Origin of the sequence: Mycobacterium canetti CIPT 140010059 (assembly GCF_000253375.1) — a bacterium.
GTDB lineage: Bacteria > Actinomycetota > Actinomycetes > Mycobacteriales > Mycobacteriaceae > Mycobacterium > Mycobacterium tuberculosis.
In genome coordinates this window covers 2,356,963-2,382,994 of record NC_015848.1, presented here as the reverse complement: position 1 = coordinate 2,382,994, position 26,032 = coordinate 2,356,963, and the positions used below count along the sequence as shown (strand labels likewise).

Genomic DNA, 26,032 nt, shown 5'->3' with positions numbered 1-26,032 from the left:
CCTCATGATGCGCACGACTGGTCCGTGATGCTGAAACTCGTTGTGGCGTCGCCGTGCAGTCCGCACGACAAGCCCAGGCTCAGACGTCGGCCGGTGACATCCGCTACGACGTGTCGGCGCGATCACCGAGCACCGTAATGTCCGCTTCGCGGGCGCCCCGGTTGTTGCCCACAGCGAGGTTCAGCTAGACGACTTCTTCAAATAAGACACCCCAACACCCACACCGCCAGGAGCGCCACACCCGCCTGGTGGAGCCGACGGACCCGATCCGATCACTTCAACGATGCTGCCACCGGCCGGAGCGAGGGCACGGCTTCGACGAGACCACGCAACACTTCGACAACACCCCTGGTAAGCGGTGTATCGACGTGCCAAAGTAGCGCATGCCCCGCGCCCGATGGCTGCAGAGCGCGGCCCTCATGGGCGCCTTGGCCGTGGTGTTGATAACCGCGGCACCGGTGGCCGCCGATGCCTACCAGGTGCCCGCTCCGCCCTCGCCCACCGCATCCTGTGACGTAATAAGCCCGGTTGCGATCCCCTGCGTGGCGCTCGGCAAGTTCGCCGACGCGGTCGCTGCGGAGTGTCGCCGCGTCGGTGTGCCCGATGCGCGGTGCGTGCTTCCGCTCGCGCACCGGGTGACCCAGGCCGCGCGTGATGCCTACCTACAGTCTTGGGTGCATCGCACCGCGCGGTTCCAGGATGCGTTGCAAGACCCGGTGCCGCTGCGGGAAACTCAGTGGCTCGGCACGCACAACTCGTTCAACAGCCTCAGCGATTCGTTCACGGTCTCGCACGCAGACTCAAACCAGCAGCTGTCGTTGGCCCAACAGCTCGACATCGACGTCCGCGCGCTCGAGCTAGACCTGCACTACTTGCCCCGCCTCGAGGGCCACGGCGCCCCCGGCGTCACCGTGTGTCACGGGCTGGGACCGAAGAACGCGAACCTAGGCTGCACCGTCGAACCTCTGCTGGCCACAGTGCTGCCGCAGATCGCCAACTGGTTGAACGCACCCGGGCATACCGAGGAGGTCATCCTGCTCTACCTGGAGGACCAGCTGAAGAACGCGTCGGCGTATGCGTCGGTGGTGGCTACCCTCGACCAAGTGTTGCGGCGTGCGGACGGAACAAGCCTTATCTACCGTCCCAACCCGGCCCGGCGTGCCACCAACGGCTGTGTCCCGCTTCCACTCGACGTGTCGCGGGAGGAAATCCGCGCATCCGGCGCACGAGCCGTGCTCGTCGGGTCTTGTGCGCCAGGTTGGTCGGCCGCCGTCTTCGACTGGAGCGGCGTTGAGCTGGAAAGCGGCTCGAACTCCGGCTACCGGCCATACCCGGCCTGCGATGCCACCTATGGCCGCGGTGTCTACGCTTGGCGACTGGTCCGCTATTACGAGGACTCCACGCTGGCCACGGCGTTGGCCAACCCGACCCGTCCACCGGCCAATCCGCAGGCGCTTACCCCGCCGAAGGTGCAGGCGATGACCGATTGCGGGGTCAATCTGTTCGGCTTCGATCAGCTGCTCCCCGAAGACGGCCGCATTCAGGCGTCGTTGTGGAGCTGGGCACCGGACGAACCGCGTGCCGGTGCCGGAGCATGCGCCCTGCAGGGCGCGGATGGCCGCTGGGTCGCCGCATCGTGCGGGGACCCACACCCTGCGGCCTGTCGGGACGCGGCAGGCAGGTGGACCGTGACGCCGGCACCCGTGGTCTTCGCCGGGGCTGCCCTAGCCTGCACAGCCATCGGCGCGGACTTTACCCTGCCCCGAACGGGCAATCAGAACGCCCGTCTGCACGCCGTGGCCGGGCCCGCCGGTGGCGCCTGGGTGCATTACCTACTGCCGCCATGACCTCGGTTGTCAGGCCCGGTCGAGCAGATCCGCGGATCCCAGCACGCGCTCAATCTGGACCTCGATGACCACTCGGCGTGGATTGGGACGCGGGGTGCGATAGCGCTGCGCGTAGCGCAGCTCGGCGTCGCGCACGGCGTCGATGTCGCTGTTCACCGCCGCCCTACCCTCCAGTGAGAGCCAGCGCGCGCCGTCGACCTGGCTGAGCACGGCAAGCCCACTGCGGTCGGCATTGACGGCCTTTTGGGAGCCGCCGGTGGTGATGACCCGCGCGATGTGAGTCTTGGGGTCGAAGGTGAAACCTACCGCCACCACGTGCGGCGAGTTGTCCGCCCGCAGCGTGGTCAGCATGGCCAGATGGCGTTCGGAAAGAAACGCCAGCGCGTCGTCACTAAGCCGCGTAGTGGTGTTGACCATCGCCACTCACGCTAGCGCAGGCAATAATCGCAGCCGTGGACGACACGGGCGCTGCTCCGGTAGTAATTTTCGGCGGCCGCAGCCAGATCGGCGGCGAACTCGCGCGACGCCTGGCTGCCGGGGCGACGATGGTGCTGGCCGCGCGGAACGCCGATCAACTCGCCGACCAGGCCGCCGCACTCCGCGCAGCTGGCGCTATAGCGGTGCACACCCGGGAGTTCGACGCCGACGACCTGGCCGCACACGGCCCGTTGGTCGCTTCGCTCGTTGCCGAGCACGGCCCCATCGGCACCGCGGTGCTGGCCTTCGGGATACTCGGCGACCAGGCCCGCGCCGAGACAGACGCGGCGCACGCGGTGGCCATCGTGCACACCGACTACGTCGCCCAGGTCAGCCTGCTGACTCATCTGGCAGCGGCGATGCGCACAGCCGGACGGGGATCGCTGGTGGTGTTCTCCTCGGTCGCCGGGATTCGGGTGCGCCGCGCCAACTATGTCTACGGATCGGCCAAAGCCGGCCTGGACGGCTTCGCCAGCGGCCTGGCCGATGCGTTGCACGGCACCGGGGTGCGGTTACTGATCGCGCGGCCGGGATTCGTCATCGGGCGCATGACCGAGGGCATGACGCCCGCACCCCTGTCGGTCACCCCGGAGCGGGTGGCCGCCGCGACCGCGCGTGCGCTGGTCAACGGTAAGCGCGTGGTGTGGATTCCGTGGGCGCTGCGGCCAATGTTTGTTGCGCTGCGGTTGCTTCCCCGGTTCGTCTGGCGCAGGATGCCGCGATGATCCGCGACGATGCAGAGCGCAGCGATGCGGTGGGGGTACCGCCCGCTTGCGGGGGAGAGCGGCGCCGATGATCATCGTTGTCGGGATCGGCGCCGACGGCATGACCGGTCTCTCCGAGCATTCTCGCTCCGAATTACGCAGGGCCACAGTAATTTACGGCTCGAAACGGCAACTTGCCCTGCTCGACGATACCGTCACCGCCGAGCGCTGGGAGTGGCCGACGCCGATGCTGCCCGCGGTGCAAGGCCTGTCACCGGATGGGGCTGACCTACACGTGGTTGCCAGCGGCGACCCGTTGTTGCATGGTATCGGCTCCACCCTGATCCGGCTGTTCGGCCACGACAACGTGACCGTGTTGCCGCACGTGTCCGCGGTGACGTTGGCGTGCGCCCGGATGGGCTGGAACGTGTATGACACCGAGGTGATCAGCCTGGTCACCGCGCAACCACACACCGCGGTGCGCCGCGGCGGCCGGGCCATCGTGCTGTCCGGCGATCGGTCCACCCCGCAGGCGCTGGCGGTGCTGCTGACCGAGCACGGTCGCGGTGACTCCAAGTTCAGCGTGCTCGAACAGCTTGGCGGCCCGGCCGAACGCCGCCGCGACGGTACGGCCCGGGCATGGGCCTGCGACCCACCCCTCGATGTCGATGAGCTCAACGTGATCGCCGTGCGCTACCTGCCCGACGAGCGCACGTCGTGGGCACCCGACGAGGCATTCGCGCACGACGGGCAGATCACCAAACACCCGATCCGCGTGCTGACCCTGGCTGCGCTGGCGCCAAGGCCCGGGCAGCGGTTATGGGACGTCGGCGCGGGCTCAGGCGCCATCGCGGTCCAGTGGTGTCGGAGCTGGCCGGGCTGCACCGCGGTGGCGTTCGAGCGCGACGAACGGCGCCGCCGCAACATTGGGTTCAATGCCGCGGCCTTCGGGGTGAGCGTCGACGTGCGCGGCGACGCGCCCGATGCGTTCGACGACGCCGCACGGCCGTCGGTGATTTTTCTTGGCGGTGGTGTAACCCAGCCAGGCCTGCTTGAGGCCTGCCTGGACAGCCTGCCCGCAGGCGGGAACTTGGTCGCCAACGCTGTCACCGTCGAATCGGAAGCCGCTCTGGCGCATGCATATTCGCGCCTCGGTGGCGAGCTACGACGATTCCAGCACTATCTCGGCGAACCGCTGGGCGGCTTCACCGGTTGGCGCCCACAGCTGCCGGTCACCCAGTGGTCGGTGACCAAGCGATGACGGTCTATTTCATCGGAGCGGGCCCCGGCGCCGCCGACCTAATCACCGTCCGCGGCCAACGGCTCCTGCAACGATGCCCGGTGTGCCTGTATGCGGGTTCGATCATGCCCGACGACCTGTTGGCGCAGTGTCCGCCCGGCGCGACGATTGTCGACACCGGTCCGCTGACCCTCGAACAAATCGTGCGCAAACTTGCCGACGCCGACGCCGACGGCCGCGACGTTGCCCGGCTGCATTCCGGCGACCCGTCGCTGTACAGCGCGCTGGCCGAACAGTGCCGCGAACTCGACGCGCTGGGCATCGGCTACGAAATCGTGCCGGGCGTACCGGCTTTTGCCGCAGCCGCGGCGGCGCTAAAGCGCGAACTCACCGTGCCGGGCGTGGCGCAGACGGTGACGCTCACCCGGGTGGCGACGCTGTCCACACCCATGCCGCCCGGTGAGGACCTGGCCGCGCTCGCCCGATCCCGCGCCACTCTGGTCTTGCACCTGGCCGCAGCCCAGATCGACGCCATCGTTCCGCGACTGCTAGACGGTGGTTACCGACCCGAAACGCCGGTTGCGGTGGTGGCTTTCGCGAGTTGGCCGCAACAGCGGACGCTACGCGGCACGTTGGCCGATATCGCCGCGCGGATGCACGATGCCAAGATCACCAGGACCGCCGTGATCGTTGTTGGCGACGTGCTGACCGCTGAGGGCTTTACCGACAGCTACCTATATTCGGTGGCACGGCACGGTCGGTATGCACAGTGACCCGGGTGTTGTTGCTCGGCGGCACCGCCGAGGGCCGTGCGCTGGCGAAAGAGTTGCACCCACACGTTGAGATCGTCAGCTCGCTGGCCGGCCGGGTACCCAACCCTGCCCTGCCGATCGGTCCGGTGCGCATCGGCGGGTTCGGCGGTGTCGAGGGGCTGCGCGGTTGGCTGCGAGAGGAGCGCATCGATGCCGTCGTCGACGCCACCCACCCCTTCGCGGTAACCATCACCGCGCACGCCGCGCAGGTGTGCGGTGAGCTCGGGCTCCCGTACCTGGTACTGGCTCGCCCGCCGTGGGATCCCGGTACCGCCATCATCGCGGTATCGGACATCGAGGCTGCAGACGTTGTTGCTGAACAAGGTTATTCGCGAGTGTTCCTGACCACCGGACGCTCGGGTATTGCGGCCTTCGCCAACAGCGACGCGTGGTTTTTGATCCGCCTGGTTACCGCGCCCGATGGCACCGCCCTGCCGCGGCGGCACAAACTGGTGCTATCTCGCGGGCCATATGGTTACCACGATGAGTTCGCACTGCTGCGTGAGCAGCGCATCGACGCATTGGTCACCAAGAACAGCGGTGGCAAGATGACCCGAGCGAAGCTGGATGCCGCTGCTGCGCTGGGTATTTCGGTGGTCATGATAGCGCGCCCGCTGCTGCCGGCTGGGGTAGCGGCGGTCGATTCTGTCCACCGGGCCGCCATGTGGGTGGCCGGTCTGCCTAGCCGGTGAGGTCGTCGGGCTCCGCGTCGGCAAGCAGCGCATCGCGCGCTCGAGCGACACGGGATCGGATGGTGCCCACCGGGCAGCCGCACACCGCCGCGGCGTCCGCATAGGACAGCCCGAGCAGCTGGGTCAGCAGCAGCGCTTCCCGTTGCTCGGTGGTTAGGTCGGCGATCATCGTGGTTACCTCGACGAGGTCTTCGAATCCGCGGGCATGGCGGTCGCCGTCTATGAGATGTTCGGGACGCGCGCCGCGGGTGGTGCGGGGCCGGGATCGGACGTGGCGGATGTGATCGGCGACGACATGGCGCGCGATGGCCAGCAACCAAGTTCGGGCGCTGGAGCGTGCGGAAAACCGCGGGATGGCGCCGATCGCTCGTAGGAATGTCTCTTGGGTGAGATCGTCCGCACTGCCCACGTCGGACAGATAGGCGACGAACCGCCACACGTCTTGCTGGGTGGCTTTGATAAACGCCTCAAGGGCCCGCCCGTTCCCCTTGGCCGCCGACAAGGCGAGTGCGGTAACGGCCTCGTCGTCGCTTGCCGTCGCGGTCATGGGCATAAACCATAGCCCGGCAGGTCCGGTCAGTCTACGACCGGTCGTCGTAGATCCCGCCGCCGAGCAGCCGGGGGAGCGCGGCGTCGAATGCGCTTTGGCGCCTGCCATCTGCGCGCGTGTGATACTACGGCATGCGCAACAGAGGATTCGGTCGTCGCGAACTGCTGGTAGCGATGGCAATGCTGGTTTCCGTGACGGGGTGTGCACGGCATGCGAGCGGGGCCCGTCCGGCATCGACAACCTTGCCGGCCGGAGCGGATCTGGCGGATCGCTTCGCCGAGCTGGAGCGCAGATACGATGCCCGGCTTGGGGTGTATGTGCCCGCCACCGGCACCACCGCCGCGATCGAATACCGCGCCGATGAGCGGTTCGCATTCTGCTCCACGTTCAAGGCGCCGCTCGTGGCGGCGGTGCTGCACCAAAACCCGCTCACGCATCTGGACAAACTGATCACCTACACCAGTGACGACATTCGGTCGATCTCCCCGGTGGCCCAACAACACGTTCAGACCGGGATGACGATCGGGCAGCTTTGCGATGCGGCGATACGCTATAGCGACGGCACCGCCGCCAACCTGTTGCTGGCCGATCTTGGCGGTCCCGGGGGCGGCACCGCGGCATTTACCGGCTACCTCCGCAGCTTGGGTGACACCGTGAGCCGGTTGGACGCCGAGGAACCGGAGTTGAACCGCGATCCGCCCGGGGACGAACGGGATACCACAACACCGCACGCCATCGCCCTGGTGTTGCAGCAGCTTGTTCTCGGCAACGCGTTGCCGCCCGACAAGCGGGCACTGCTCACCGATTGGATGGCGCGCAACACCACCGGAGCCAAGCGGATCCGAGCGGGCTTTCCCGCCGATTGGAAGGTGATCGACAAGACCGGGACCGGTGACTACGGACGAGCAAACGACATCGCGGTCGTGTGGTCACCGACCGGCGTGCCCTACGTGGTGGCCGTCATGTCCGATCGTGCCGGCGGCGGGTATGACGCCGAGCCCCGTGAGGCGCTGCTCGCCGAGGCGGCGACGTGCGTTGCCGGTGTGCTTGCATAGGCTCGTGGGACCGAAGTGACCGACGATCATCCGCGCGCCGACATTGTGTCCCGGCAGTACCACCGGTGGTTGTACCCGCACCCGATCGCCGATCTTGAGGCGTGGACCACAGCGAATTGGGAATGGTTCGACCCGGTGCACTCCCACCGGATATTATGGCCGGACCGCGAATACCGGCCCGATCTGGATATTCTGATCGCCGGTTGCGGAACCAACCAGGCGGCGATTTTCGCATTCACCAATCGTGCGGCGAAAGTAGTGGCGATCGATATCAGTCGACCGGCACTGGACCATCAGCGATATCTGAAAGACAAGCACGGGCTGGCGAATCTGGAGTTGCATCTGCTTCCGATCGAAGAGCTGGCGACGCTGGGACGCGACTTCGACCTCGTGGTATCGACCGGCGTTTTACATCACCTGGCAGATCCGCGGGCGGGCATGAAAGAACTCGCCCACTGCCTGCGCCGGGATGGCGTCGTGGCGGCGATGCTCTACGGGAAGTACGGTCGGATCGGAGTCGAACTGCTCGGTTCGGTCTTTCGTGATCTTGGATTAGGGCAGGACGATGCATCGATCAAATTGGCGAAGGAAGCAATCTCGCTACTACCGACGTATCATCCGCTCCGAAACTATCTCACGAAAGCTCGGGATTTACTTTCCGATAGCGCCCTCGTCGATACGTTCTTGCATGGTCGCCAACGCAGTTACACCGTCGAGGAATGCGTCGATCTGGTCACGTCCGCCGGACTGGTATTTCAGGGATGGTTCCACAAGGCGCCGTATTACCCGCACGATTTTTTCGTCCCGAACAGCGAGTTTTATGCGGCCGTGAACACGTTACCCGAGGTCAAGGCATGGTCCGTGATGGAACGTCTGGAGACCTTGAACGCTACCCATCTCTTTATGGCGTGCCGTCGTGACCGACCTAAGGAGCAGTACACGATCGATTTTTCGACGGTTGCCGCGCTCGATTACGTACCGCTGATGCGCACGCGTTGCGGTGTCTCCGGCACCGATATGTTTTGGCCGGGTTGGCGCATGGCGCCCAGCCCCGCCCAGTTGGCCTTTCTGCAGCAGGTTGACGGTCGCCGCACGATTCGGGAGATTGCCGGGTGCGTGGCGCGAACTGGCGAGCCTTCCGGAGGCAGCCTGGCCGACCTTGAGGAATTCGGCCGCAAGCTCTTTCAGTCGCTGTGGCGGCTCGACTTTGTCGCGGTAGCTCTGCCCGCCTCGGGATAGCGGCGCGGGGTGAACACCCGGTCCTGCGAATCCACCGAATACCACCGGGTCTGCGAGGACCCCACGATCAATAGGCAGCGCATGTCGATTTCGGCGGGGTTCAGGTCGGCCAACTTCACGACCCGAACGTCCTCATTCGGTCCGGAAACCGGTCCGGAGACGTTGCGGCCGATCACCACCGGTATGCCAGGGTCGCGATGGGCCAGCAGCAGCTCGCGCATCGCGCCGACCTGCCAGGTGCGGGTCGCCGAAGCCGGGTTGTAGATGGCCAGCACCAGGTCGGCGGCGGCCGCGGCGGTCAGGCGCGCGGCGATCACGTCCCAGGGTTTGAGCCGGTCGGACAACGAGATCACCGCGTAGTCATGTCCCAGCGGCGCGCCGACCCGGCTGGCGACGGCCTGGGCGGCGGTCATCGCCGGAATCACCCGGACCCGCACCCCCGGCCACTGCTCGGCTTCCTCCAAAACGGCGGTGGCCATCGCGAATACCCCTGGGTCGCCGGAGGACACCACCGCCACCGCCCGGCCCTGATCGGCCAGCGAGCAGGCCAGCCGCGCCCGGGCGGGTTCGTCGGTGTTGTCGCTGGGATGGCGCCGCTGGCCGTCGCGGACTTCGACCCGGTCCAGGTAGCCGCGATAGCCGATCAGATCCGTCGCGGCGGCCAGCTCACGCCGGCTCTGCGGTGTCATCCAGTCGCTGTCGCCGGGCCCCAGGCCCACCACTGCGACGGTGCCGGTCAGCGACGCACGACGCCGCCCGCCCGGCAACATGGCCAGCGAGAAGTACGGCACGCCGGTCTCGTCGACGTCGGCGGCCGGCAATACCCGTTGGCCGGCGGTGCTGGCCCGCTCCACGTAGAACGCGTCGCCGAGTAGGCCGGACGCCGAAAGCGCCTCCCGCACATTGTGATACGAACGGCCCAGCTTGACCACCACGGCCGCGTCGGCGTCGGCCAGCCGGCGGGTCAGCTCGCCGACCGGCAGCGTGCCCGGCAGCACCGACAACACCTGGTCGCCGGCCACCAGCGGTGTGGCGACGGCCGCCGACGCGGCGCTCACCGACGTCACACCGGGCACGATGACGGCGTTGAACCGCCGCGTCAGCCGGGTGTGCAGATGCATGTAGGAGCTGTAGAACAGCGGGTCGCCCTCGGCGAGCAGCGCCACGTTGCGCCCGGCGTCCAGGTGCGCGGCGATGCGCTCGGTCGCCTCGGTGTAGAAGTCTTCGAGCGCACCGGCGTAGCCGCCGGGATGATTCGTGGTCTCGGTGGTCACCGGGTAGACCAGGTGTTCCTCGAGCTGACCGGGACGCAGATACGGTTCGGCGATGCCGCGGGCGATGCTGTGACCGTGTGGGGCGCTGTGATAGGCCACCACATCGGCCTCGCCAATCACCCGGGCGGCCTTGACGGTCACCAACTCCGGATCGCCGGGCCCCAGCCCGACTCCCCACAGCGTGCCCCGAGCGCTCATTCGCGGTCGCTGGCTATCGCATTGACGGCGGCGGCGGCCATCGCGCTGCCGCCGCGGCGACCGCGCACCACCAGGTAGGACATCCCGCGGGGCCGCTCGATGAGCTCCTCTTTGGCCTGTGCCGAGCCGACGAAACCCACCGGTCCGCCCAGCACCGCCGCCGGTGGGGACGCCCCCTCGTCGACCAGTTCGAGCAGCCGAAACAGCGCGGTGGGCGCGTTTCCTATGGCCAGCACCGCGCCGGGCAGCCGCTCGGCCCACAGCTCCACCCCGGCCGCCGAGCGGGTGGTCTGCCGACGGGCGGCCAGCTCGGCGGCGCGCGGATCGGCGACCAGCGAGACCACCTCGTTGTCGGCGGGCAGCCGCGAGGTGGTGATCCCGGCGGCCACCATCGACGAATCGCACAGCACCGGGGCACCGGCGGCCAGCGCGGCACCCGCCCGCGCGACGACGTCGTCGGTGTAGGCCACATGCTCGGCGACGTCGACCTGCCCGCAGGTGTGAATCAACCGAACCACCACCCGCGCGACGTCGGCGGGGAACCGCGCCAGATCGGCCTCGGCGCGGATGACCGCGAAAGACCGCCGGTAGATTTCCGCGGCGTCGCGGAGGTAGTCGAGCACTCGCTCACCCTACGGCCGCAATCGCCGGTATCCACCGCCGGTGGCGACCAGCACCTCGCCGGCCGGTGGGCTGCCGCACGCCCGCTCGCAGCCGACGAAATGCCGATGCCCGGCTGACTCCACGTCCAGTGACCGCGCGGCGTCGGCCCGCACGTCGGCGGCCGAGTGCGCGCAGCCGGGGCTGCCGGTGCAGGCGCTGATGTTCAGCCAGGGGGAGTGCTCGTCGAACACCAGGCCCAGCGGCGCCAGCACCCGCAGCGCGGCGTCGGCCACGCCATCGTCGAGATCGCACACCAGGACCGATCGCCACGGGGTGATCACCAACGGGGCCTCGATCGCGGCGACGTACTGCGCGACCTGGGCGGGCAAGACCCCCAGCGGCACCGCGGCGCCCAGCGCGACGCGGCCGTCGTCCTGGGGTATCCAGCCGACCGGCGGCCTGCTGACGGGCGCAAAGCGCGCGCCCAGTTCGGCACCGGGCAGCAGCGCGCACGGGTCAGCCAATTCTGTTGCCCGCCAGGCATTGCCACGGATTTCGACGAAACGCAACGCGATTTCGATCAGGGTTTCGGTGACATCGGTAACCCGCACGCCCGTGTCGCGTCCAGTGATCAGCAGCGCAACACCGTCGTCCAGCACATGCGCCCCGACGTCGGCACCCAGGCCGGACACGTCGGCTCGGCCGTCGTCGAGACCGAACCAGAACCGGCCGCCCAGCTTCGCCAGCCGGGGCTCGGCGCAGATCGCCGCGTCGAGCTCACCGACCCATGCCCGCACGTCGGCTAGCCCGCCGGCCCGGCCGGACAGCGGCGAGGCGACGATATTGCGCACCCGCTCGTGCGTCGCCGACGGCAGCAGCCCGGCGTTGGCGAGGGCGTCCGCAACCTCGGTGACGTCGGTAATTCCGCGCAGCTGCACGTTGCCGCGCGAGGTCAGCTCCAATGTTGCGGAACCGAAGCGGTTCGCCACGCTGGCCAGGGTCGCCAACTGCTCGGCGGTGATCATCCCGCCGGGCAGCCGGATCCGCGCCAGCGCCCCGTCGGCGGCCTGGTGCGGCCGCAACGCACCGGGGCAGGCGTCCGCGTCACGGGTCCCGGCCACCCGTCCACCGTACGGGAGAATGGGTTGCCGCCTCGCCGCGCTCAGGTCCCGTCGGGAGGCCGACGATCAGGGTCAGGGCGTTTTCGATTGCGCGCATCGTGGCGGGTTTGAGGGCGCCGAGTCGCTCCACGAGTCGGGCACGAGCGACCGCGCGGACGCCGCGGCACACCGCGACGCTATCGGCAGCTACACCTTCTGAGGGCGCGACAGGTGGCCGGAGTGGGGTGCGGGAGCGCGAGCTTGACACCGGCACGACGACAACGAGTTCGTCGTCGATTCCGGTGAGTAGCTCGTCCACGGAAACGACCACCGCGGGCCGATGCTTGCCGGGCTCACCCGCGCGAGCGGCGCCGAGGCTGACTAGCCAAAGGTCTCCCCGCCGTGGCTCAGCCAAGGCCGTCGCCTACCGTGCCCTCCCACTCGCGGTCCTCGTCGCGGACTGCCTGGGTGGTCGTCTCGGCGTGTGAGGCCTCGCGTTCGGCGCGGAAGATTGCCTGGCGCTCGGCCTGGGCGGCCAGTTCGGTGAGCAGAGCCGACATCGAGATTCCTCGTTCGCGGGCTTGGGCGGCCAGACGGTCCCGAGTCTGGATTGACACCCTAATCGTCGTGGATGTAGACACGTTTGTAGTCTAGTCGTGGCTACAAGGGTCGCGGGCCCGACGCCACCGTTCGAGTCCTGCTCGGGTAAGAAGAATTGGTGCCGGAACCGACCGTTCTGCTGTTGTCGACGTCCGACACCGACCTGATTAGCGCCCGGTCCAGCGGCAAGAACTATCGGTGGGCGAATCCCTCGCGGCTGTCTGACCTGGAACTGCCCGACCTGCTGGCCGAAGCGTCGATCGTGGTGATCCGGATTCTCGGCGGCTACCGCGCCTGGCAGAGCGGAATCGACACGGTGATCGCCGGCGGGGTACCGGCCGTACTGGTCAGCGGAGAGCAGGCCGCCGATGCCGAGTTGACCGACCGCTCCACGGTCGCGGCCGGCACCGCGCTGCAGGCCCACATCTACCTGGCCCACGGCGGCGTCGACAACCTGCGCGAGTTGCACGCCTTCCTGTGCGACACCGTGCTGATGACCGGCTTCGGGTTCACGCCGCCGGTCGCCACCCCGACCTGGGGGGTGCTAGAGCGCCGGGACGCCGGCAAGACCGGCCCGACGATCGCGGTGCTCTACTACCGTGCCCAGCACCTGGCCGGCAACACCGGCTACGTCGAGGCGCTGTGCCGGGCGATCGAAGACGCCGGCGGACGCCCGCTGCCGCTCTACTGCGCGTCGCTGCGCACCGCCGAGCCGCGGCTGCTGGAAAGGCTCGGCGGCGCCGACGCCATGGTGGTCACCGTGCTGGCCGCCGGGGGAGTCAAGCCGGCCGCCGCCTCGGCCGGCGGCGACGATGACAGCTGGAACGTTGAGCACCTGGCGGCGCTGGACATCCCGATCCTGCAAGGCCTGTGTTTGACTAGCCCGCGGGATCAGTGGTGCGCCAACGACGACGGCCTGTCGCCGCTGGACGTGGCCAGCCAGGTGGCGGTGCCCGAGTTCGACGGCCGCATCATCACGGTTCCGTTCTCGTTCAAGGAGATTGACGACGACGGGCTGATCTCCTATGTGGCCGACCCGGAGCGCTGCGCCCGGGTCGCGGGCCTGGCGGTCCGGCACGCACGGCTGCGCCAGGTCGCCCCCGCCGACAAGCGGGTGGCCCTGGTGTTCTCGGCCTACCCGACCAAACACGCCCGCATCGGCAACGCGGTGGGCCTGGACACCCCGGCCAGCGCGGTGGCCTTGCTGCAAGCGATGCGGCAGCGCGGATATCGGGTGGGTGATCTGCCGGGTGTCGAATCAAACGACGGCGACGCGCTGATTCACGCGTTGATCGAATGCGGCGGACACGACCCCGACTGGCTCACCGAAGGCCAGCTGGCCGGCAACCCCATCCGGGTGTCGGCCAAGGAGTATCGGGACTGGTTCGCCACCCTGCCCGCCGAACTGACAGACGTGGTAACAGCGTACTGGGGCCCGCCACCCGGTGAGCTGTTCGTCGACCGTAGCCACGACCCGGACGGCGAGATCGTCATCGCCGCACTGCGAGCGGGCAACCTGGTGCTCATGGTTCAGCCGCCGCGCGGCTTCGGGGAGAACCCGGTGGCGATCTACCACGACCCGGACCTGCCGCCCAGCCACCACTACCTGGCCGCCTACCGCTGGCTCGATACCGGATTCTCGAACGGTTTCGGGGCGCACGCCGTGGTGCATTTGGGCAAGCACGGCAACCTGGAATGGTTGCCGGGAAAGACGCTGGGCATGTCGGCGTCCTGCGGACCCGACGCCGCGCTGGGCGATCTGCCGCTGATCTACCCGTTTCTGGTTAACGACCCCGGCGAGGGCACCCAGGCCAAGCGGCGCGCGCACGCGGTGCTAGTCGACCATTTGATTCCTCCGATGGCCCGCGCCGAAACCTACGGCGACATCGCGCGTTTGGAACAGTTGCTCGACGAGCATGCCAGCGTCGCCGCGCTGGATCCCGGCAAGCTGCCCGCCATCCGCCAGCAGATCTGGACGCTGATCCGCGCCGCCAAGATGGACCACGACCTGGGACTGACCGAACGCCCGGAAGAGGACTCGTTCGACGACATGCTGCTACACGTCGACGGCTGGCTGTGCGAGATCAAGGACGTCCAGATCCGCGACGGGCTGCACATCCTCGGGCAAAACCCAACGGGGGAGCAAGAACTCGACCTGGTGCTGGCCATCTTGCGGGCCCGCCAGCTGTTCGGCGGCGCGCACGCGATCCCCGGCCTGCGGCAGGCACTCGGCCTGGCCGAGGATGGCACCGACGAACGCGCGACAGTCGACCAGACCGAGGCGAAAGCCCGCGAACTGGTCGCGGCCCTGCAGGCCACCGGCTGGGACCCCTCCGCCGCCGACCGACTCACCGGCAACGCCGACGCCGCCGCGGTGCTGCGGTTCGCCGCCACCGAAGTGATACCCCGGTTGGCTGGCACCGCAACCGAAATCGAGCAGGTGCTAAGAGCTTTGGACGGCCGGTTCATCCCGGCCGGGCCGTCGGGGTCGCCGCTGCGCGGCCTGGTCAACGTGCTACCCACCGGGCGCAACTTCTACTCCGTGGATCCCAAGGCGGTGCCGTCCCGGCTGGCGTGGGAAGCCGGTGTGGCACTGGCCGATTCGCTGCTGGCGCGCTACCGCGATGAGCATGGGCGGTGGCCGCGGTCGGTGGGGCTGTCGGTGTGGGGCACCTCGGCGATGCGCACGGCCGGCGACGACATCGCCGAAGTGCTTGCGCTGCTGGGGGTTCGGCCGGTATGGGACGACGCCTCGCGGCGGGTCATCGACCTGGCGCCCATGCAGCCGGCCGAGCTGGGCCGCCCGCGCATCGACGTGACGGTACGGATCTCCGGCTTTTTCCGTGATGCCTTCCCGCATGTGGTGACCATGCTCGATGACGCGGTGCGGTTGGTCGCCGACCTCGACGAGGCCGCCGAGGACAACTACGTGCGCGCGCACGCCCAAGCGGATCTGGCCCACCACGGAGATCAACGGCGAGCCACCACAAGGATTTTCGGATCCAAACCGGGAACCTACGGCGCCGGGCTGCTGCAGCTGATCGACAGCCGCAGCTGGCGCGACGACGCCGACCTCGCCCAGGTGTACACCGCCTGGGGCGGATTCGCCTACGGGCGCGACCTGGATGGCCGCGAGGCGATCGACGACATGAACCGCCAGTACCGGCGTATTGCGGTGGCCGCCAAGAATACCGACACCCGTGAACACGACATCGCCGACTCCGACGACTACTTCCAGTATCACGGCGGCATGGTGGCCACCGTGCGGGCGCTCACGGGCCAAGCACCGGCCGCCTATATCGGCGACAACACCCGACCCGACGCGATCCGCACCCGCACGCTGTCGGAGGAGACCACGCGGGTGTTTCGCGCCCGCGTGGTCAATCCGAGGTGGATGGCCGCGATGCGCCGGCACGGCTACAAGGGCGCATTCGAGATGGCGGCCACCGTCGACTATCTGTTCGGTTATGACGCCACCGCCGGGGTGATGGCGGACTGGATGTACGAGCAGCTCACGCAGCGTTACGTCCTGGACGCGCAGAACCGCACGTTCATGACCGAGTCCAACCCGTGGGCGCTGCACGGCATGGCCGAACGGCTGTTGGAAGCGGCCGGTCGCGGCCTGTGGGCACAGCCGGCACCGGAAACCCTGGACGGGTTGCGCCAGGTGCTGCTGGAAACCGAGGGCGACCTGGAAGCCTGAGTACGGCGAGCAGACGCAGAATCGCATGCGCGGGACCCCGCGCAGTGCGATTCTGCGTCTGCTCGCGCGGTAGGTTGGCACCCGTGACCCCTACCTTTTCTGACCTTGCCGAGGCGCAGTACCTGCTGCTGACCACCTTCACCAAGGACGGCCGGCCCAAGCCGGTTCCCATCTGGGCCGCCTTGGACACCGACCGCGGGGATCGACTGCTGGTCATCACCGAGAAGAAATCGTGGAAGGTCAAGCGGATCCGCAACACGCCGCGGGTGACGCTGGCGACCTGCACCTTGCGCGGCCGGCCGACCAGCGAGGCCGTCGAAGCCACCGCGGCCATCCTCGACGAATCCCAAACGGGCGCCGTCTACGACGCGATCGTCAAGCGCTACGGCATCCAGGGCAAGCTGTTCACCTTCGTCAGTAAGCTGCGCGGCGGCATGCGGAACAACATTGGCCTAGAGCTCAAAGTGGCCGAAAGCGAGACCGGCTAGTTAGCGGCGCCGCCGGAGCAACCAGCAAATCAGGTAGATCACAAACGAGATGGTGGCCACGAACACCGACACCGGGACTCCAGGCGCCAGCGACAGCAGGATGCCGCCGACGGCGGAAACCTCGGCGAAGACCACCGAGGTCGCGATCGCGGCGACCGGGGCAACCACGACCCGGGCGGCCGCCGCGGCGGGGGTGATCAGCAAAGACATCACGAGGAGTGCCCCGACGATCTGGACAGCCTGGGCGGCTACCACGCCCATCAGTGCGGCGAACACAATTCCCAGGGCGCGCACTGGCACGCCGCGGGCGGCCGCGACCTCCGGATCGACGGTGGCAAACAAGAGCGGTCGGTAGCAGATCGCCAACACGGTGACCACGAGCAGACAAACCACGGTCAGCATGGTCAGCCCGGATTGACCGACCCCGACGATCTGGCCGGTCAGCAGCGCAAAACTGGTCCCGGTCGGTTCCGCTGGGCAAGGTCTCGGTCACCTCGGTGATTGGCACTCCTGCCCGCCGGGCGGCCACCTGCAGTTCGTCGGTCGCCGCGGTAGGTGTCTGCGGGTTAACCAGCAACGCCGCGACCTCACGGCCGGCGATCATGTCGAGCACGGCCGCCATATCGGCCGGGGTGGGGTCGTTGCCGTTTTCGTTGGCCGCGATGAAGGTAGCCGGGGTTCGATTTTTCAGGCCGGCTGCCGCCAGCAGGTAGTGCACGACGGGTTCGGTCGCGATGACCGCGGCGTCGGGATAGGTGGTGGCGATCGCGTGTTCGGAAATTGCGATCGCGTCGGCGCCGCGGCTGAACTCGGCGGCGTTCGCTCGATAGTTCCCGGAATTGGACGGGTCGAGGTCCGCCAACCGGTCGGCGATCGTTGCCGCGACCGCCTTGGCGACATTGGGGTCGTAGAAGACGTGTTCGTTGGGCGCGTCGTCGTCGCCCACGGCGCCGAGCAGCGAGTAGGCATCGACCGCCTGGACACCAGGATGGCCGGCCAACACCTGGTCGACCCACGGGTCGTACCCGCCGCCGTTGTAAATCACCAGCTCCGCGTCGACGATCGCGGCGGCGTCCGCGGGGCTGGCCTGGTACGAATGCGGGTCGGCATGGGCGCCGGTGAGGATGGATTTGACGGGTACATGCCCGCCGGTGACCGCGCGTGCCACGCTGCCCCACACATCCCATTTCCTTTCGCCCGGCCCGCTCGGCCGCCCGACCATCGTAATGACAATCATTTCCAGTACAACTTGGTCGCGGCGGAGGATCGGGCACCGTGGAAGACGACGGGGGTGGTGGTCGGGATGGATGGCGGATTTCATGGATGCCCGGTGTCGTCGTCGTTGTTCTCGGCGGTGACACCGTGGGCGGGGATCGTCTCGCCGCACGGATCCTGGTGCCACTGACCGAAGTGTCGCAGTGCCGTGATCGGTGAGCAGGCCCAGCAGGTCAGCGGTCACGGCGGCGGTGCCCTCGTGTCCGGTGACAAGGATCACCGGGGTGGCCACCGTCCTCCTTATCGACAACAGTTTTCATTATTGCGACGTCGACGGTACAGTGCCACCTAGCTGTTGTCGAAAATGATTTTCAATAAGCGGAGCTTCGAAGGAAGGGTGCCCCTTGTCCGCCCACTGCCAAGTCACCGGCCGCAAGCCGGGATTTGGAAACACCGTCTCGCACTCCCATCGCCGAAGCCGTCGGCGATGGTCGCCCAACATTCAGCAACGAACGTATTACCTGCCCTCCGAGGGCCGTCGCATTCGGCTGCGGGTGTCCACAAAGGGTATAAAGGTCATCGACCGCGACGGTATCGAAGCGGTCGTGGCCCGCCTGCGTCGCCAGGGGCAGCGGATCTGATGGCGCGCACCGACATCCGGCCGATTGTGAAGCTGCGTTCCACGGCGGGCACCGGCTACACCTACACCACCCGCAAGAACCGCCGTAATGACCCCGACCGTCTCATCTTGCGCAAATACGACCCGATCCTGCGGCGTCACGTGGACTTTCGCGAGGAACGCTGACGTGGCCAAGAAGTCCAAGATCGTCAAGAATCAGCGGCGGGCGGCCACCGTCGCCCGTTACGCATCGCGTCGCACCGCGCTCAAAGACATCATCCGATCCCCATCGAGCGCCCCCGAACAGCGCAGTACCGCCCAGCGAGCCCTTGCCCGCCAGCCCCGCGACGCCAGTCCCGTGCGGTTACGCAACCGCGATGCCATCGACGGCCGGCCGCGCGGACATCTCCGCAAATTCGGGCTCTCCCGTGTGCGGGTCCGCCAACTGGCCCACGACGGACACCTGCCCGGTGTCCGGAAGGCCAGCTGGTAGATGGCCGCCAAATCCGCGCGAAAGGGCCCGACGAAGGCGAAGAAAAACCTGCTCGATAGCCTCGGCGTCGAGAGCGTCGATTACAAAGACACCGCAACATTGCGGGTGTTCATCTCTGACCGAGGCAAGATTCGCTCCCGGGGAGTGACCGGCCTGACAGTCCAGCAGCAACGCCAAGTCGCCCAGGCGATCAAGAACGCCCGCGAGATGCCGCCGACACTGCCCTACCCGGGCCAGGACAGGCAGCGACGCGCCGCACTGTGCCCATGACCCGTATCCGGCAAGCCGGGGAACTTACCGAGGCCATGCTCGCCAAACCCATGTCGGCGCGCCGCACACGTCAGGCAACGAAGAGGGCGCCGCGCGCATTTTTCGCTAGCTGACACCCGCAGCTGTGGCCCACTACTTCATGATGACAATCATGTTCATCTCGCCTTCGGGGTGCACGCGGACATGACAGCCCCGCCGCCCTCCGACGGGACAAGGTCATCGGCATCCGCGGGGAGTCGAAGTCGTACCTAAGGCTCACCAGGCGAGCCGGCGCGCAAGTGCTGGCCGAAGAACTCAAAGACCCGACGCCACGCGTCTTCGGTCGCGGCCTCGTTGTAGCCGAATCCCGCGATGCGCACCAGCGGCTGACCGGGCAGTTTGTTCGCGAAGCTGTGCCCGGCGCCCGGGTAGGACTTGATATCGGCGGGGATGTTTTTGGCCGCGGTCACTTTACGTAGTCGATTGGCTGCGCCGATACCCAGCGGGTCGCGGGTGCCGAAGCTGGCGACGATCGGGCATGCCTCGTTTAGCGTCTCGCTGAGGTGGCGCGGCAGTGGAGTGCCGTAAAAGGGCGCGGTGGCGCCAAAACCTCTGGGCGACAAGACAAGCGCAAACTGACCGCCCATGCAAAAGCCCACAATGCCAACCCGACCGGAGCATTCTGGCATGGCCAGCAGGTGATCGCGGGCGGCCAGGATGTCATCGAGCGCGCGGCCCCGCTTCGTTAACAGCTCGCGAAAGACTCGGGTGATACATCGGGCGCGGCCGCCTCGGGCGTACATGTTCGGGGTGAGCACCACATAGCCTGCCCGGGCGATACGCTCGGAAATCAACTTATTGTCGGGGACATACCCGACCGCGTCGTGCACCACCACCACACCCGGCCACGGGCCCTGGCCGGGGGGAAGGCCCAGCAGCGCATCAATGGGTCCGGCGGGAGCGTCGATCTCTATCGTTGTCATAGCGTCATCTAACTGCAGCCTCGATGTCCGCCCCCGAGGAACTCGGGCCTAGCCCGCAGACGTTGGCGTCACGTGGTGTCGCGGCTGCTGCTCAGCTACGCCGTCGTCGAGCTCGCGGTGGTTTTCGCGCTGGCGGCGACGATCGGGTTTGGCTGGACTTTGCTGGTGTTGCTGGCGACGTTCGTCCTCGGGTTCGGTCTGCTGGCGCCGCTCGGTGGCTGGCAGCTCGGCCGACGGCTCCTGTGGTTGCGATCCGGCTTGGCGGAACCACGAAGCGCACTGAGTGACGGCGCGCTGGTCACCGTTGCCTCGGTCTTGGTGCTTGTTCCTGGTCTGGTCACCACGACGATGGGGCTGTTGCTGCTGGTGCCGCCGATCCGGGCGCTCGCTCGACCCGGGCTGACCGCGATCGCCGTGCGCGGTTTCCTGCGGAACGTGCCACTGACGGCCGATGCGGCGGCCAACATGGCCGGGGCCTTCGGCGAGAGCGGCACCGACCCGGACTTTATTGATGGCGAGGTCATCGACGTCATAGATGTCGAGCCGTTGACCCTTCAGCCCCCTCGGGTAGCCGCAGAACCTCCATCGCCGGGGTCGAATTAGCGGTGTGAGCCAGATTCCCGTCAAACTCCTGGTCAACGGCCGGGTGTACAGCCCCACCCACCCCGAAGCCACCGCGATGGCGGTGCGCGGCGATGTCGTCGCCTGGTTGGGCAGCGACGACGTCGGCCGCGACCAGTTCCCAGACGCTGACGTGCAGGATCTCGACGGCCGATTCGTGGCGCCGGGGTTCGTGGACAGCCACATCCACCTGACCGCGACCGGTCTGATGCTCAGCGGGCTGGACTTGCGGCCCGCGACCTCACGCGCGCAGTGCCTACGGATGGTCGCCGACTATGCGGCCGACCATCCGGGTCAGCCGCTGTGGGGTCACGGTTGGGATGAGTCGGCCTGGCCGGAGAATGCTGCGCCCAGCACCGCCGACCTAGACGCGGTTCTCGGTGACTGTCCCGCCTACCTGGCCAGGATCGACTCGCACTCCGCGTTGGTCTCCTCCGGACTGCGGCGGCTGGTCCCCGAGCTGGCGGCGGCAACCGGTTACACGGCCCAGCGGCCGCTGACCGGTGATGCCCACCACCTAGCCCGGGCCGCCGCACGCTACCTCTTGACCGACGTCCAGCTTGCCGACGCCCGGGCCGTGGCGCTGCAGGCCATAGCCGCGGCCGGCGTCGTCGCCGTGCACGAATGCGCCGGTCCGGAAATCGGCGGGCTCGACGACTGGTTGCAGCTGCGTGCCCTCGAGCACGGAGTCGAGGTGATCGGGTACTGGGGTGAGGCCGTGGCCACGCCAGCCCAGGCCCGTGACCTGGTGACCGAGACCGGGGCTCGAGGGCTGGCCGGTGATTTGTTCGTCGACGGAGCGCTCGGGTCGCGCACCGCCTGGCTGCACGAGCCCTACGCGGACGCCCCCGACTGCATCGGCACCTGCCACCTTGACGTAGACGGCATCGAAGCGCACGTACGAGCATGCACCAAGGCCGAAGTGACCGCCGGCTTCCACGTCATCGGCGACGCTGCGGTGTCGGCCGCAGTCGCCGCCTTCGAACGGGTGGTGGCAGATCTCGGCGTGGTTGCCGTCGCCCGCTGCGGCCACCGCCTCGAGCATGTGGAGATGGTCACCGCGGACCAGGCCGCGAAGCTGGGCGCTTGGGGGGTCATCGCCAGTGTGCAGCCCAACTTCGATGAGCTGTGGGGCGGTGGCGACGGCATGTACGCCCGCCGCCTGGGCGCCCAGCGAGGCAGCGAACTCAACCCGCTGGCGCTGTTAGCATCCCAAGGCGTGCCCCTCGCGCTTGGCTCCGACGCGCCCGTCACGGGCTTTGATCCCTGGGCCAGCGTGCGCGCGGCGGTCAATCACCGCACGCCGGGCAGCGGGGTATCGGCGCGGGCGGCGTTTGCTGCCGCGACCCGCGGCGGCTGGCGGGCCGGTGGTGTTCGAGACGGTCGGATCGGCACCCTGGTGCCCGGCGCGCCCGCCTCCTACGCGATATGGGACGCCGGGGACTTTGACGTCGACGCACCGCGCGACGCAGTCCAGCGCTGGTCTACCGACCCGCGCTCCCGGGTACCCGCATTGCCGCGGCTGGGCCCGACCGACGCCTTGCCGCGTTGCCGCCAAACCGTGCATCGAGGTGCGGTCATCTATGGCTAGGGAATGGTTCGGCCGGAAGGCGCGGCCCGCTGAGTTCGCCGAGACCGGCCCGGAGAGCCCCGCCGATCCAGAAATCGAACTGTCGGCCGAGCCGGCGGAAGGCCCCGACGCGCCGAGCGCGGCTGCCCGGCTCGGCGCCGCGGCCCGCCGGCGCCTGGTGGGGCTTGGCGCCTGGGTGGCAGCGCAGCTGCCCACCACACGGACTGCGGTGCGGCCGCGGCTGACGCGCCTGGTGGTCAGCATCGTGGCCGGTCTGCTGTTGTATGCCAGCTTCCCGCCGCGCAACTGGTGGTGGGCGGCGGTGGTCGCGCTCGCATTGCTGGCCTGGGTGCTGACCCACCGCGCGACGACACCGGTGGGTGGGCTGGGCTACGGCTTCCTGTTCGGCCTGGTGTTCTACGTCTCGTTGTTGCCGTGGATCGGCGAGCTGGTGGGCCCCGGGCCCTGGTTGGCGCTGGCGACGACGTGCGCGCTGTTCCCCGGCATCTTCGGCGTGTTTGCCGTCGTGGTACGCCGGTTGCCCGGTTGGCCAATCTGGTTCGCGGTGGGGTGGGCGGCGCAGGAGTGGTTGAAGTCGATCCTTCCGTTCGGTGGATTTCCGTGGGGGTCGGTCGCCTTCGGTCAGGCCGAAGGCCCGCTGTTGCCGTTGGTCCAGCTTGGCGGTGTGGCGCTGCTGTCAACGGGGGTAGCGCTGGTCGGATGCGGCTTGACCGCGATCGCGCTGGAAATCGAGAAGTGGTGGCGAACCGGTGGTCAGGGGGATGCGCCGCCGGCGGTGGTGCTGCCGGGCGCGTGTATATGCCTGGTCTTGTTCGCCGCCATTATCGTCTGGCCGCAGGTGCGGCATGCGGGCAGCGGATCGGGCGGCGAACCCACGGTCACCGTCGCGGTGGTCCAGGGCAATGTGCCCCGGCTCGGTCTCGACTTCAATGCGCAACGTCGAGCGGTGCTAGACAACCACGTTGAGGAGACGTTGCGGCTGGCCGCCGACGTGCATGCGGGGCTGGCGCAGCAACCCCAGTTCGTCATCTGGCCGGAGAACTCGTCGGACATCGACCCGTTCGTCAACCCCGACGCCGGGCAACGGATCTCCGCAGCGGCCGAAGCGATCGGCGCGCCGATCCTGATCGGCACCCTGATGGATGTTCCGGGCCGTCCTCGTGAAAATCCGGAGTGGACCAACACGGCCATCGTCTGGAATCCCGTCACCGGGCCGTCCGACCGCCACGACAAGGCAATTGTGCAGCCCTTTGGCGAGTACCTGCCCATGCCGTGGTTGTTTCGGCACCTCTCCGGCTATGCCGACCGCGCCGGCCACTTCGTGCCCCGCAACGGCACCGGTGTGGTGCGCATCGCTGGGGTACCGGTCGGGGTGGCTACCTGCTGGGAGGTGATCTTCGACCGTGCCCCGCGGAAGTCCGTTCGCAGCGGCGCACAGCTGTTGACCGTGCCCAGCAACAACGCCACCTTCAACAAGACAATGAGCGAGCAGCAGTTGGCATTCGCCAAGGTACGGGCCGTCGAGCACGACAGATACGTGGTGGTCGCCGGTACCACTGGGATCAGTGCGGTGATAGCACCAGACGGTGGTGAGCTGATCCGGACCGACTTTTTCCAGCCCGCATACCTGGACAGCCAGGTGCGCCTCAAGACGAGGCTGACACCGGCAACTCGATGGGGTCCAATCCTGCAATGGATTCTCGTCGGAGCAGCCGCAGCTGTCGTTCTCGTCGCCATGCGGCAGAATGGGTGGTTCCCGCGTCCGAGGCGCTCGGAGCCAAAGGGCGAATCTGCCGATTCCGATGCGCCCCCGGGCAGATCTGAGGCCTCCGGTCCGCCGGCCCTGAGTGAATCCGACGACGAACTCATTCAGCCCGATCAGGGCGGCCGACACTCATCCGGTTTCGGACGACACAGAGCAACATCGAGGAGTTACATGACCACCGGCCAGCCGGCGCCCCCAGCCCCGGGTAACCGTCCCAGCCAGCGCGTCCTGGTGATCATTCCCACGTTCAACGAGCGGGAGAACCTTCCGGTGATCCACCGGCGGCTGACGCAAGCATGCCCCGCCGTGCACGTGCTGGTCGTCGACGACAGCAGCCCCGACGGCACCGGCCAGCTCGCCGACGAGCTGGCGCAGGCCGATCCCGGCCGCACCCACGTGATGCACCGCACCGCCAAGAACGGTTTGGGCGCGGCGTACCTGGCAGGTTTCGCCTGGGGGTTGAGCCGGGAGTATTCGGTGCTGGTCGAGATGGATGCCGACGGCAGCCACGCGCCCGAACAGCTGCAGCGCCTGCTGGACGCCGTCGACGCTGGTGCCGATCTTGCGATTGGTTCGCGCTATGTCGCGGGGGGGACGGTACGAAACTGGCCTTGGCGGCGGCTAGTCCTGTCCAAGACCGCTAACACCTATTCGCGCCTGGCGCTCGGAATCGGGGTCCATGACATCACCGCTGGCTACCGCGCGTACCGCCGCGAAGCACTCGAAGCGATTGACCTGGACGGCGTGGACTCCAAGGGCTACTGCTTCCAGATCGATCTCACCTGGCGCACGGTGAGCAACGGGTTCGTCGTCACCGAGGTGCCGATTACCTTCGCCGAGCGCGAGCTCGGTGTGTCCAAGATGAGCGGGTCCAACATTCGTGAGGCGCTGGTCAAAGTCGCCCGCTGGGGCATCGAGGGACGCCTTTCGCGCCGGGTCAGCCGCGCCGACGTGACCGAATGAGCTCGAGGCGCTCCTTGAGCAGCTCTTCGAGTTCTTCGATGGAACGGCGCTCCAGCAGCATGTCCCAGTGCGTCCGGGGCGGCTTAACCTTCTTCGGCTCGGGCAGGTCGCCCTCGATCAGGGTGCCTTCCATGCCGTTGCGGCACAACCAGGTGCCGGGGATCTCGGCGTCATCGGCGAACGGGACTTCGAACTCCTCGCCGTTGTCGGTGCGGTACCGCGCGATCTGGCGCGGCGCCAGGTCGTGGTTGCGGTCGGTCTCATAGCTCACGGCTCCGAGGCGACTGCCCCGCAGGACACGATCAGCCATGGGCGCTACTCCTTTAGGTCCTGTGAGCCCTGGGCTCTGCTGGTAGGTTGCGTACTGGCGACTGGCTCCGGTTGGCAAACGCTGCGGCCGTCTGCGTAGTTCCCGGCACGCGACGCGCGCGGCGCGACCATCAATGATACCGGGATCGGACACCCGGGCGGACTAATGTCTGCAGGCATGACTCGTCGTGCCCGTCCGCAGCCGTGCGGGTGGTGTGGCCGTGACGTGACCGACGTCGGCATGGGCCGTCGCCGCCGGTATTGCCGGCAGTCTTGCCGGCAGCGGGCTTACGAGCAGCGCGCCATGCTGACCCGGGGTGAGGTGAGGGCGCTGCCCGCCGATGCGGTCGTGTTGTCAGCCGACGACGCCGCCGATCTGTCGGATCGTGTTTACCAGGTGCGATGCGCCGCCGAGGATGTCGTCACCGCGCTCGACGAAGGAGCCGCGGCGACCGAACTGCGCGATCTGTGCGACGAGCTGATCCGGGCCGCCAGGGCTGCCGATGGGTGGCGCCGAGCCGGCGCCTAGTCGCTGCATTCGTGCGGCTGTGTTGTGAAGACCACCGCTAGCACCGCATTGACATGCGCCCATCCGGCGTTGACGGGCGGGCGGGTACAGTCGCGCCATGGACGGCAGGCTTT

At 67.9% G+C, this 26,032-nt stretch carries 27 protein-coding genes and 2 pseudogenes; 18 read left to right on the top strand and 11 right to left on the bottom strand.

Features of this window, described 5'->3' with window-relative positions; translation table 11 throughout:
• Positions 1–20: 20 nt before the first annotated feature.
• Positions 21–310, top strand: a pseudogene (locus MCAN_RS21490) (hypothetical protein); the annotation flags it as partial.
• A gap of 73 nt (positions 311–383) precedes the next feature.
• Positions 384–1,847, top strand: a complete 1,464-nt coding sequence (locus MCAN_RS10960; protein ID WP_014001111.1) for a hypothetical protein — start codon at positions 384–386, stop codon at positions 1,845–1,847.
• Between the two features lie 9 nt (positions 1,848–1,856).
• Here MCAN_RS10960 and MCAN_RS10955 read toward each other — a convergent pair whose 3' ends face one another.
• On the bottom strand, positions 1,857–2,270 hold the full coding sequence (locus MCAN_RS10955) for a F420-dependent biliverdin reductase (RefSeq protein ID WP_003899157.1): 414 nt from the start codon (positions 2,268–2,270) through the stop codon (positions 1,857–1,859).
• Positions 2,271–2,299: 29 nt separating this feature from the next.
• Here MCAN_RS10955 and MCAN_RS10950 point away from each other — a divergent pair, with 29 nt between their 5' ends.
• The 4 genes from MCAN_RS10950 (at position 2,300) to MCAN_RS10935 (ending at position 5,772) form a co-directional block, all read left to right on the top strand.
• Positions 2,300–3,049: an SDR family NAD(P)-dependent oxidoreductase gene (locus MCAN_RS10950; protein ID WP_003900457.1), complete on the top strand. Its 750-nt coding sequence runs from the start codon at positions 2,300–2,302 to the stop codon at positions 3,047–3,049.
• A 67-nt stretch (positions 3,050–3,116) separates the two neighbouring features.
• Positions 3,117–4,289, top strand: a complete 1,173-nt coding sequence (locus tag MCAN_RS10945) for a bifunctional cobalt-precorrin-7 (C(5))-methyltransferase/cobalt-precorrin-6B (C(15))-methyltransferase (RefSeq protein WP_003899155.1) — start codon at positions 3,117–3,119, stop codon at positions 4,287–4,289.
• Positions 4,286–5,041 (top strand): precorrin-4 C(11)-methyltransferase, encoded by a 756-nt coding sequence (gene cobM, locus MCAN_RS10940; RefSeq protein ID WP_003410682.1) that lies wholly within the window; start codon positions 4,286–4,288, stop codon positions 5,039–5,041. The genes MCAN_RS10945 and cobM overlap by 4 nt, the downstream gene beginning before the upstream one ends.
• On the top strand, positions 5,038–5,772 hold the full coding sequence (locus tag MCAN_RS10935) for a cobalt-precorrin-6A reductase (RefSeq protein ID WP_014001110.1): 735 nt from the start codon (positions 5,038–5,040) through the stop codon (positions 5,770–5,772). Before cobM ends, MCAN_RS10935 begins: the two co-directional genes overlap by 4 nt.
• Here MCAN_RS10935 and sigC read toward each other — a convergent pair.
• Positions 5,762–6,319, bottom strand: coding sequence for an RNA polymerase sigma factor SigC (gene sigC, locus MCAN_RS10930; RefSeq protein WP_014001109.1), 558 nt, complete (start codon positions 6,317–6,319; stop codon positions 5,762–5,764). The two genes, MCAN_RS10935 and sigC, sit on opposite strands and share 11 nt — an antisense overlap.
• A gap of 134 nt (positions 6,320–6,453) precedes the next feature.
• Between sigC and blaC the strand changes: the two genes are divergently transcribed.
• Together blaC and MCAN_RS10920 are read left to right on the top strand one after the other, a co-directional pair.
• The gene (blaC, locus tag MCAN_RS10925; RefSeq protein ID WP_003410677.1) at positions 6,454–7,377 is read left to right on the top strand and encodes a class A beta-lactamase BlaC; all 924 of its coding nucleotides are present in this window, start codon (positions 6,454–6,456) and stop codon (positions 7,375–7,377) included.
• A 15-nt stretch (positions 7,378–7,392) separates the two neighbouring features.
• Positions 7,393–8,616 (top strand): class I SAM-dependent methyltransferase, encoded by a 1,224-nt coding sequence (locus tag MCAN_RS10920; protein ID WP_014001108.1) that lies wholly within the window; start codon positions 7,393–7,395, stop codon positions 8,614–8,616.
• On the opposite strand, the gene MCAN_RS10915 is transcribed toward MCAN_RS10920, so the two are convergent.
• From MCAN_RS10915 to mazE7, 5 genes are read right to left on the bottom strand one after another with little or no spacing between them, the layout of a single operon-like run.
• Entirely contained in the window at positions 8,562–10,088 is a 1,527-nt protein-coding gene (locus MCAN_RS10915; RefSeq protein ID WP_014001107.1) for a precorrin-2 C(20)-methyltransferase, read from the bottom strand. The genes MCAN_RS10920 and MCAN_RS10915 overlap by 55 nt on opposite strands.
• Positions 10,085–10,711, bottom strand: coding sequence for a precorrin-8X methylmutase (locus MCAN_RS10910; RefSeq protein ID WP_014001106.1), 627 nt, complete (start codon positions 10,709–10,711; stop codon positions 10,085–10,087). The genes MCAN_RS10915 and MCAN_RS10910 overlap by 4 nt, the downstream gene beginning before the upstream one ends.
• A 9-nt stretch (positions 10,712–10,720) precedes the next feature.
• A complete protein-coding gene (gene cobG, locus MCAN_RS10905; protein WP_014001105.1) occupies positions 10,721–11,812 on the bottom strand; it encodes a precorrin-3B synthase in 1,092 nt (363 codons plus the stop codon).
• Entirely contained in the window at positions 11,796–12,206 is a 411-nt protein-coding gene (mazF7, locus tag MCAN_RS10900) for a type II toxin-antitoxin system toxin endoribonuclease MazF7 (protein WP_015288230.1), read from the bottom strand. Before mazF7 ends, cobG begins: the two co-directional genes overlap by 17 nt.
• Complete coding sequence (gene mazE7, locus MCAN_RS10895) at positions 12,199–12,432, bottom strand: type II toxin-antitoxin system antitoxin MazE7 (RefSeq protein WP_014001104.1); 234 nt, start codon at positions 12,430–12,432, stop codon at positions 12,199–12,201. The genes mazF7 and mazE7 overlap by 8 nt, the downstream gene beginning before the upstream one ends.
• A 77-nt stretch (positions 12,433–12,509) precedes the next feature.
• Between mazE7 and cobN the strand changes: the two genes are divergently transcribed.
• The gene (gene cobN / locus MCAN_RS10890; protein WP_014001103.1) at positions 12,510–16,094 is read left to right on the top strand and encodes a cobaltochelatase subunit CobN; all 3,585 of its coding nucleotides are present in this window, start codon (positions 12,510–12,512) and stop codon (positions 16,092–16,094) included.
• 83 nt (positions 16,095–16,177) lie between these two features.
• Positions 16,178–16,582 carry a PPOX class F420-dependent oxidoreductase gene (locus MCAN_RS10885; RefSeq protein ID WP_003410645.1) on the top strand — a complete coding sequence of 135 codons (405 nt, stop codon included), beginning with the start codon at positions 16,178–16,180 and terminating at the stop codon, positions 16,580–16,582.
• On the opposite strand, the gene MCAN_RS23565 is transcribed toward MCAN_RS10885, so the two are convergent.
• Positions 16,583–16,975, bottom strand: a complete 393-nt coding sequence (locus tag MCAN_RS23565; RefSeq protein ID WP_229303073.1) for a metal ABC transporter permease — start codon at positions 16,973–16,975, stop codon at positions 16,583–16,585.
• Positions 16,976–17,111: 136 nt separating this feature from the next.
• Positions 17,112–17,804 (bottom strand): annotated as a pseudogene (locus tag MCAN_RS23560) (metal ABC transporter solute-binding protein, Zn/Mn family); the annotation flags it as partial.
• A gap of 397 nt (positions 17,805–18,201) precedes the next feature.
• On the opposite strand from MCAN_RS23560, the gene rpmB reads away from it, so the two are divergent.
• From rpmB to rpsR, 4 genes are read left to right on the top strand one after another with little or no spacing between them, the layout of a single operon-like run.
• Positions 18,202–18,438: a 50S ribosomal protein L28 gene (gene rpmB, locus MCAN_RS10870; RefSeq protein WP_003410631.1), complete on the top strand. Its 237-nt coding sequence runs from the start codon at positions 18,202–18,204 to the stop codon at positions 18,436–18,438.
• Complete coding sequence (gene rpmG / locus MCAN_RS10865) at positions 18,438–18,602, top strand: 50S ribosomal protein L33 (RefSeq protein WP_003410628.1); 165 nt, start codon at positions 18,438–18,440, stop codon at positions 18,600–18,602. Before rpmB ends, rpmG begins: the two co-directional genes overlap by 1 nt.
• A gap of 1 nt (position 18,603) precedes the next feature.
• Positions 18,604–18,909 carry a 30S ribosomal protein S14 gene (rpsN, locus tag MCAN_RS10860; RefSeq protein ID WP_003410624.1) on the top strand — a complete coding sequence of 102 codons (306 nt, stop codon included), beginning with the start codon at positions 18,604–18,606 and terminating at the stop codon, positions 18,907–18,909.
• A complete protein-coding gene (gene rpsR, locus MCAN_RS10855; protein ID WP_014001101.1) occupies positions 18,910–19,179 on the top strand; it encodes a 30S ribosomal protein S18 in 270 nt (89 codons plus the stop codon).
• Between the two features lie 248 nt (positions 19,180–19,427).
• On the opposite strand, the gene MCAN_RS10850 is transcribed toward rpsR, so the two are convergent.
• The gene (locus MCAN_RS10850) at positions 19,428–20,141 is read right to left on the bottom strand and encodes a dienelactone hydrolase family protein (protein WP_014001100.1); all 714 of its coding nucleotides are present in this window, start codon (positions 20,139–20,141) and stop codon (positions 19,428–19,430) included.
• Between the two features lie 75 nt (positions 20,142–20,216).
• On the opposite strand from MCAN_RS10850, the gene MCAN_RS10845 reads away from it, so the two are divergent.
• The 3 genes from MCAN_RS10845 (at position 20,217) to lnt (ending at position 25,081) form a co-directional block, all read left to right on the top strand.
• Positions 20,217–20,744 carry an FxsA family protein gene (locus MCAN_RS10845; RefSeq protein WP_003410608.1) on the top strand — a complete coding sequence of 176 codons (528 nt, stop codon included), beginning with the start codon at positions 20,217–20,219 and terminating at the stop codon, positions 20,742–20,744.
• 4 nt (positions 20,745–20,748) lie between these two features.
• Positions 20,749–22,353, top strand: a complete 1,605-nt coding sequence (locus MCAN_RS10840; RefSeq protein WP_014001099.1) for an amidohydrolase — start codon at positions 20,749–20,751, stop codon at positions 22,351–22,353.
• Positions 22,354–22,510: 157 nt separating this feature from the next.
• Positions 22,511–25,081, top strand: coding sequence for an apolipoprotein N-acyltransferase (gene lnt / locus MCAN_RS21485; RefSeq protein ID WP_014001098.1), 2,571 nt, complete (start codon positions 22,511–22,513; stop codon positions 25,079–25,081).
• Here lnt and rbpA read toward each other — a convergent pair.
• The gene (gene rbpA / locus MCAN_RS10825) at positions 25,056–25,391 is read right to left on the bottom strand and encodes an RNA polymerase-binding protein RbpA (RefSeq protein ID WP_003410601.1); all 336 of its coding nucleotides are present in this window, start codon (positions 25,389–25,391) and stop codon (positions 25,056–25,058) included. The two genes, lnt and rbpA, sit on opposite strands and share 26 nt — an antisense overlap.
• A 177-nt stretch (positions 25,392–25,568) precedes the next feature.
• On the opposite strand from rbpA, the gene MCAN_RS23135 reads away from it, so the two are divergent.
• Positions 25,569–25,919, top strand: coding sequence for a hypothetical protein (locus MCAN_RS23135; protein ID WP_003912718.1), 351 nt, complete (start codon positions 25,569–25,571; stop codon positions 25,917–25,919).
• Positions 25,920–26,032 lie beyond the last annotated feature (113 nt).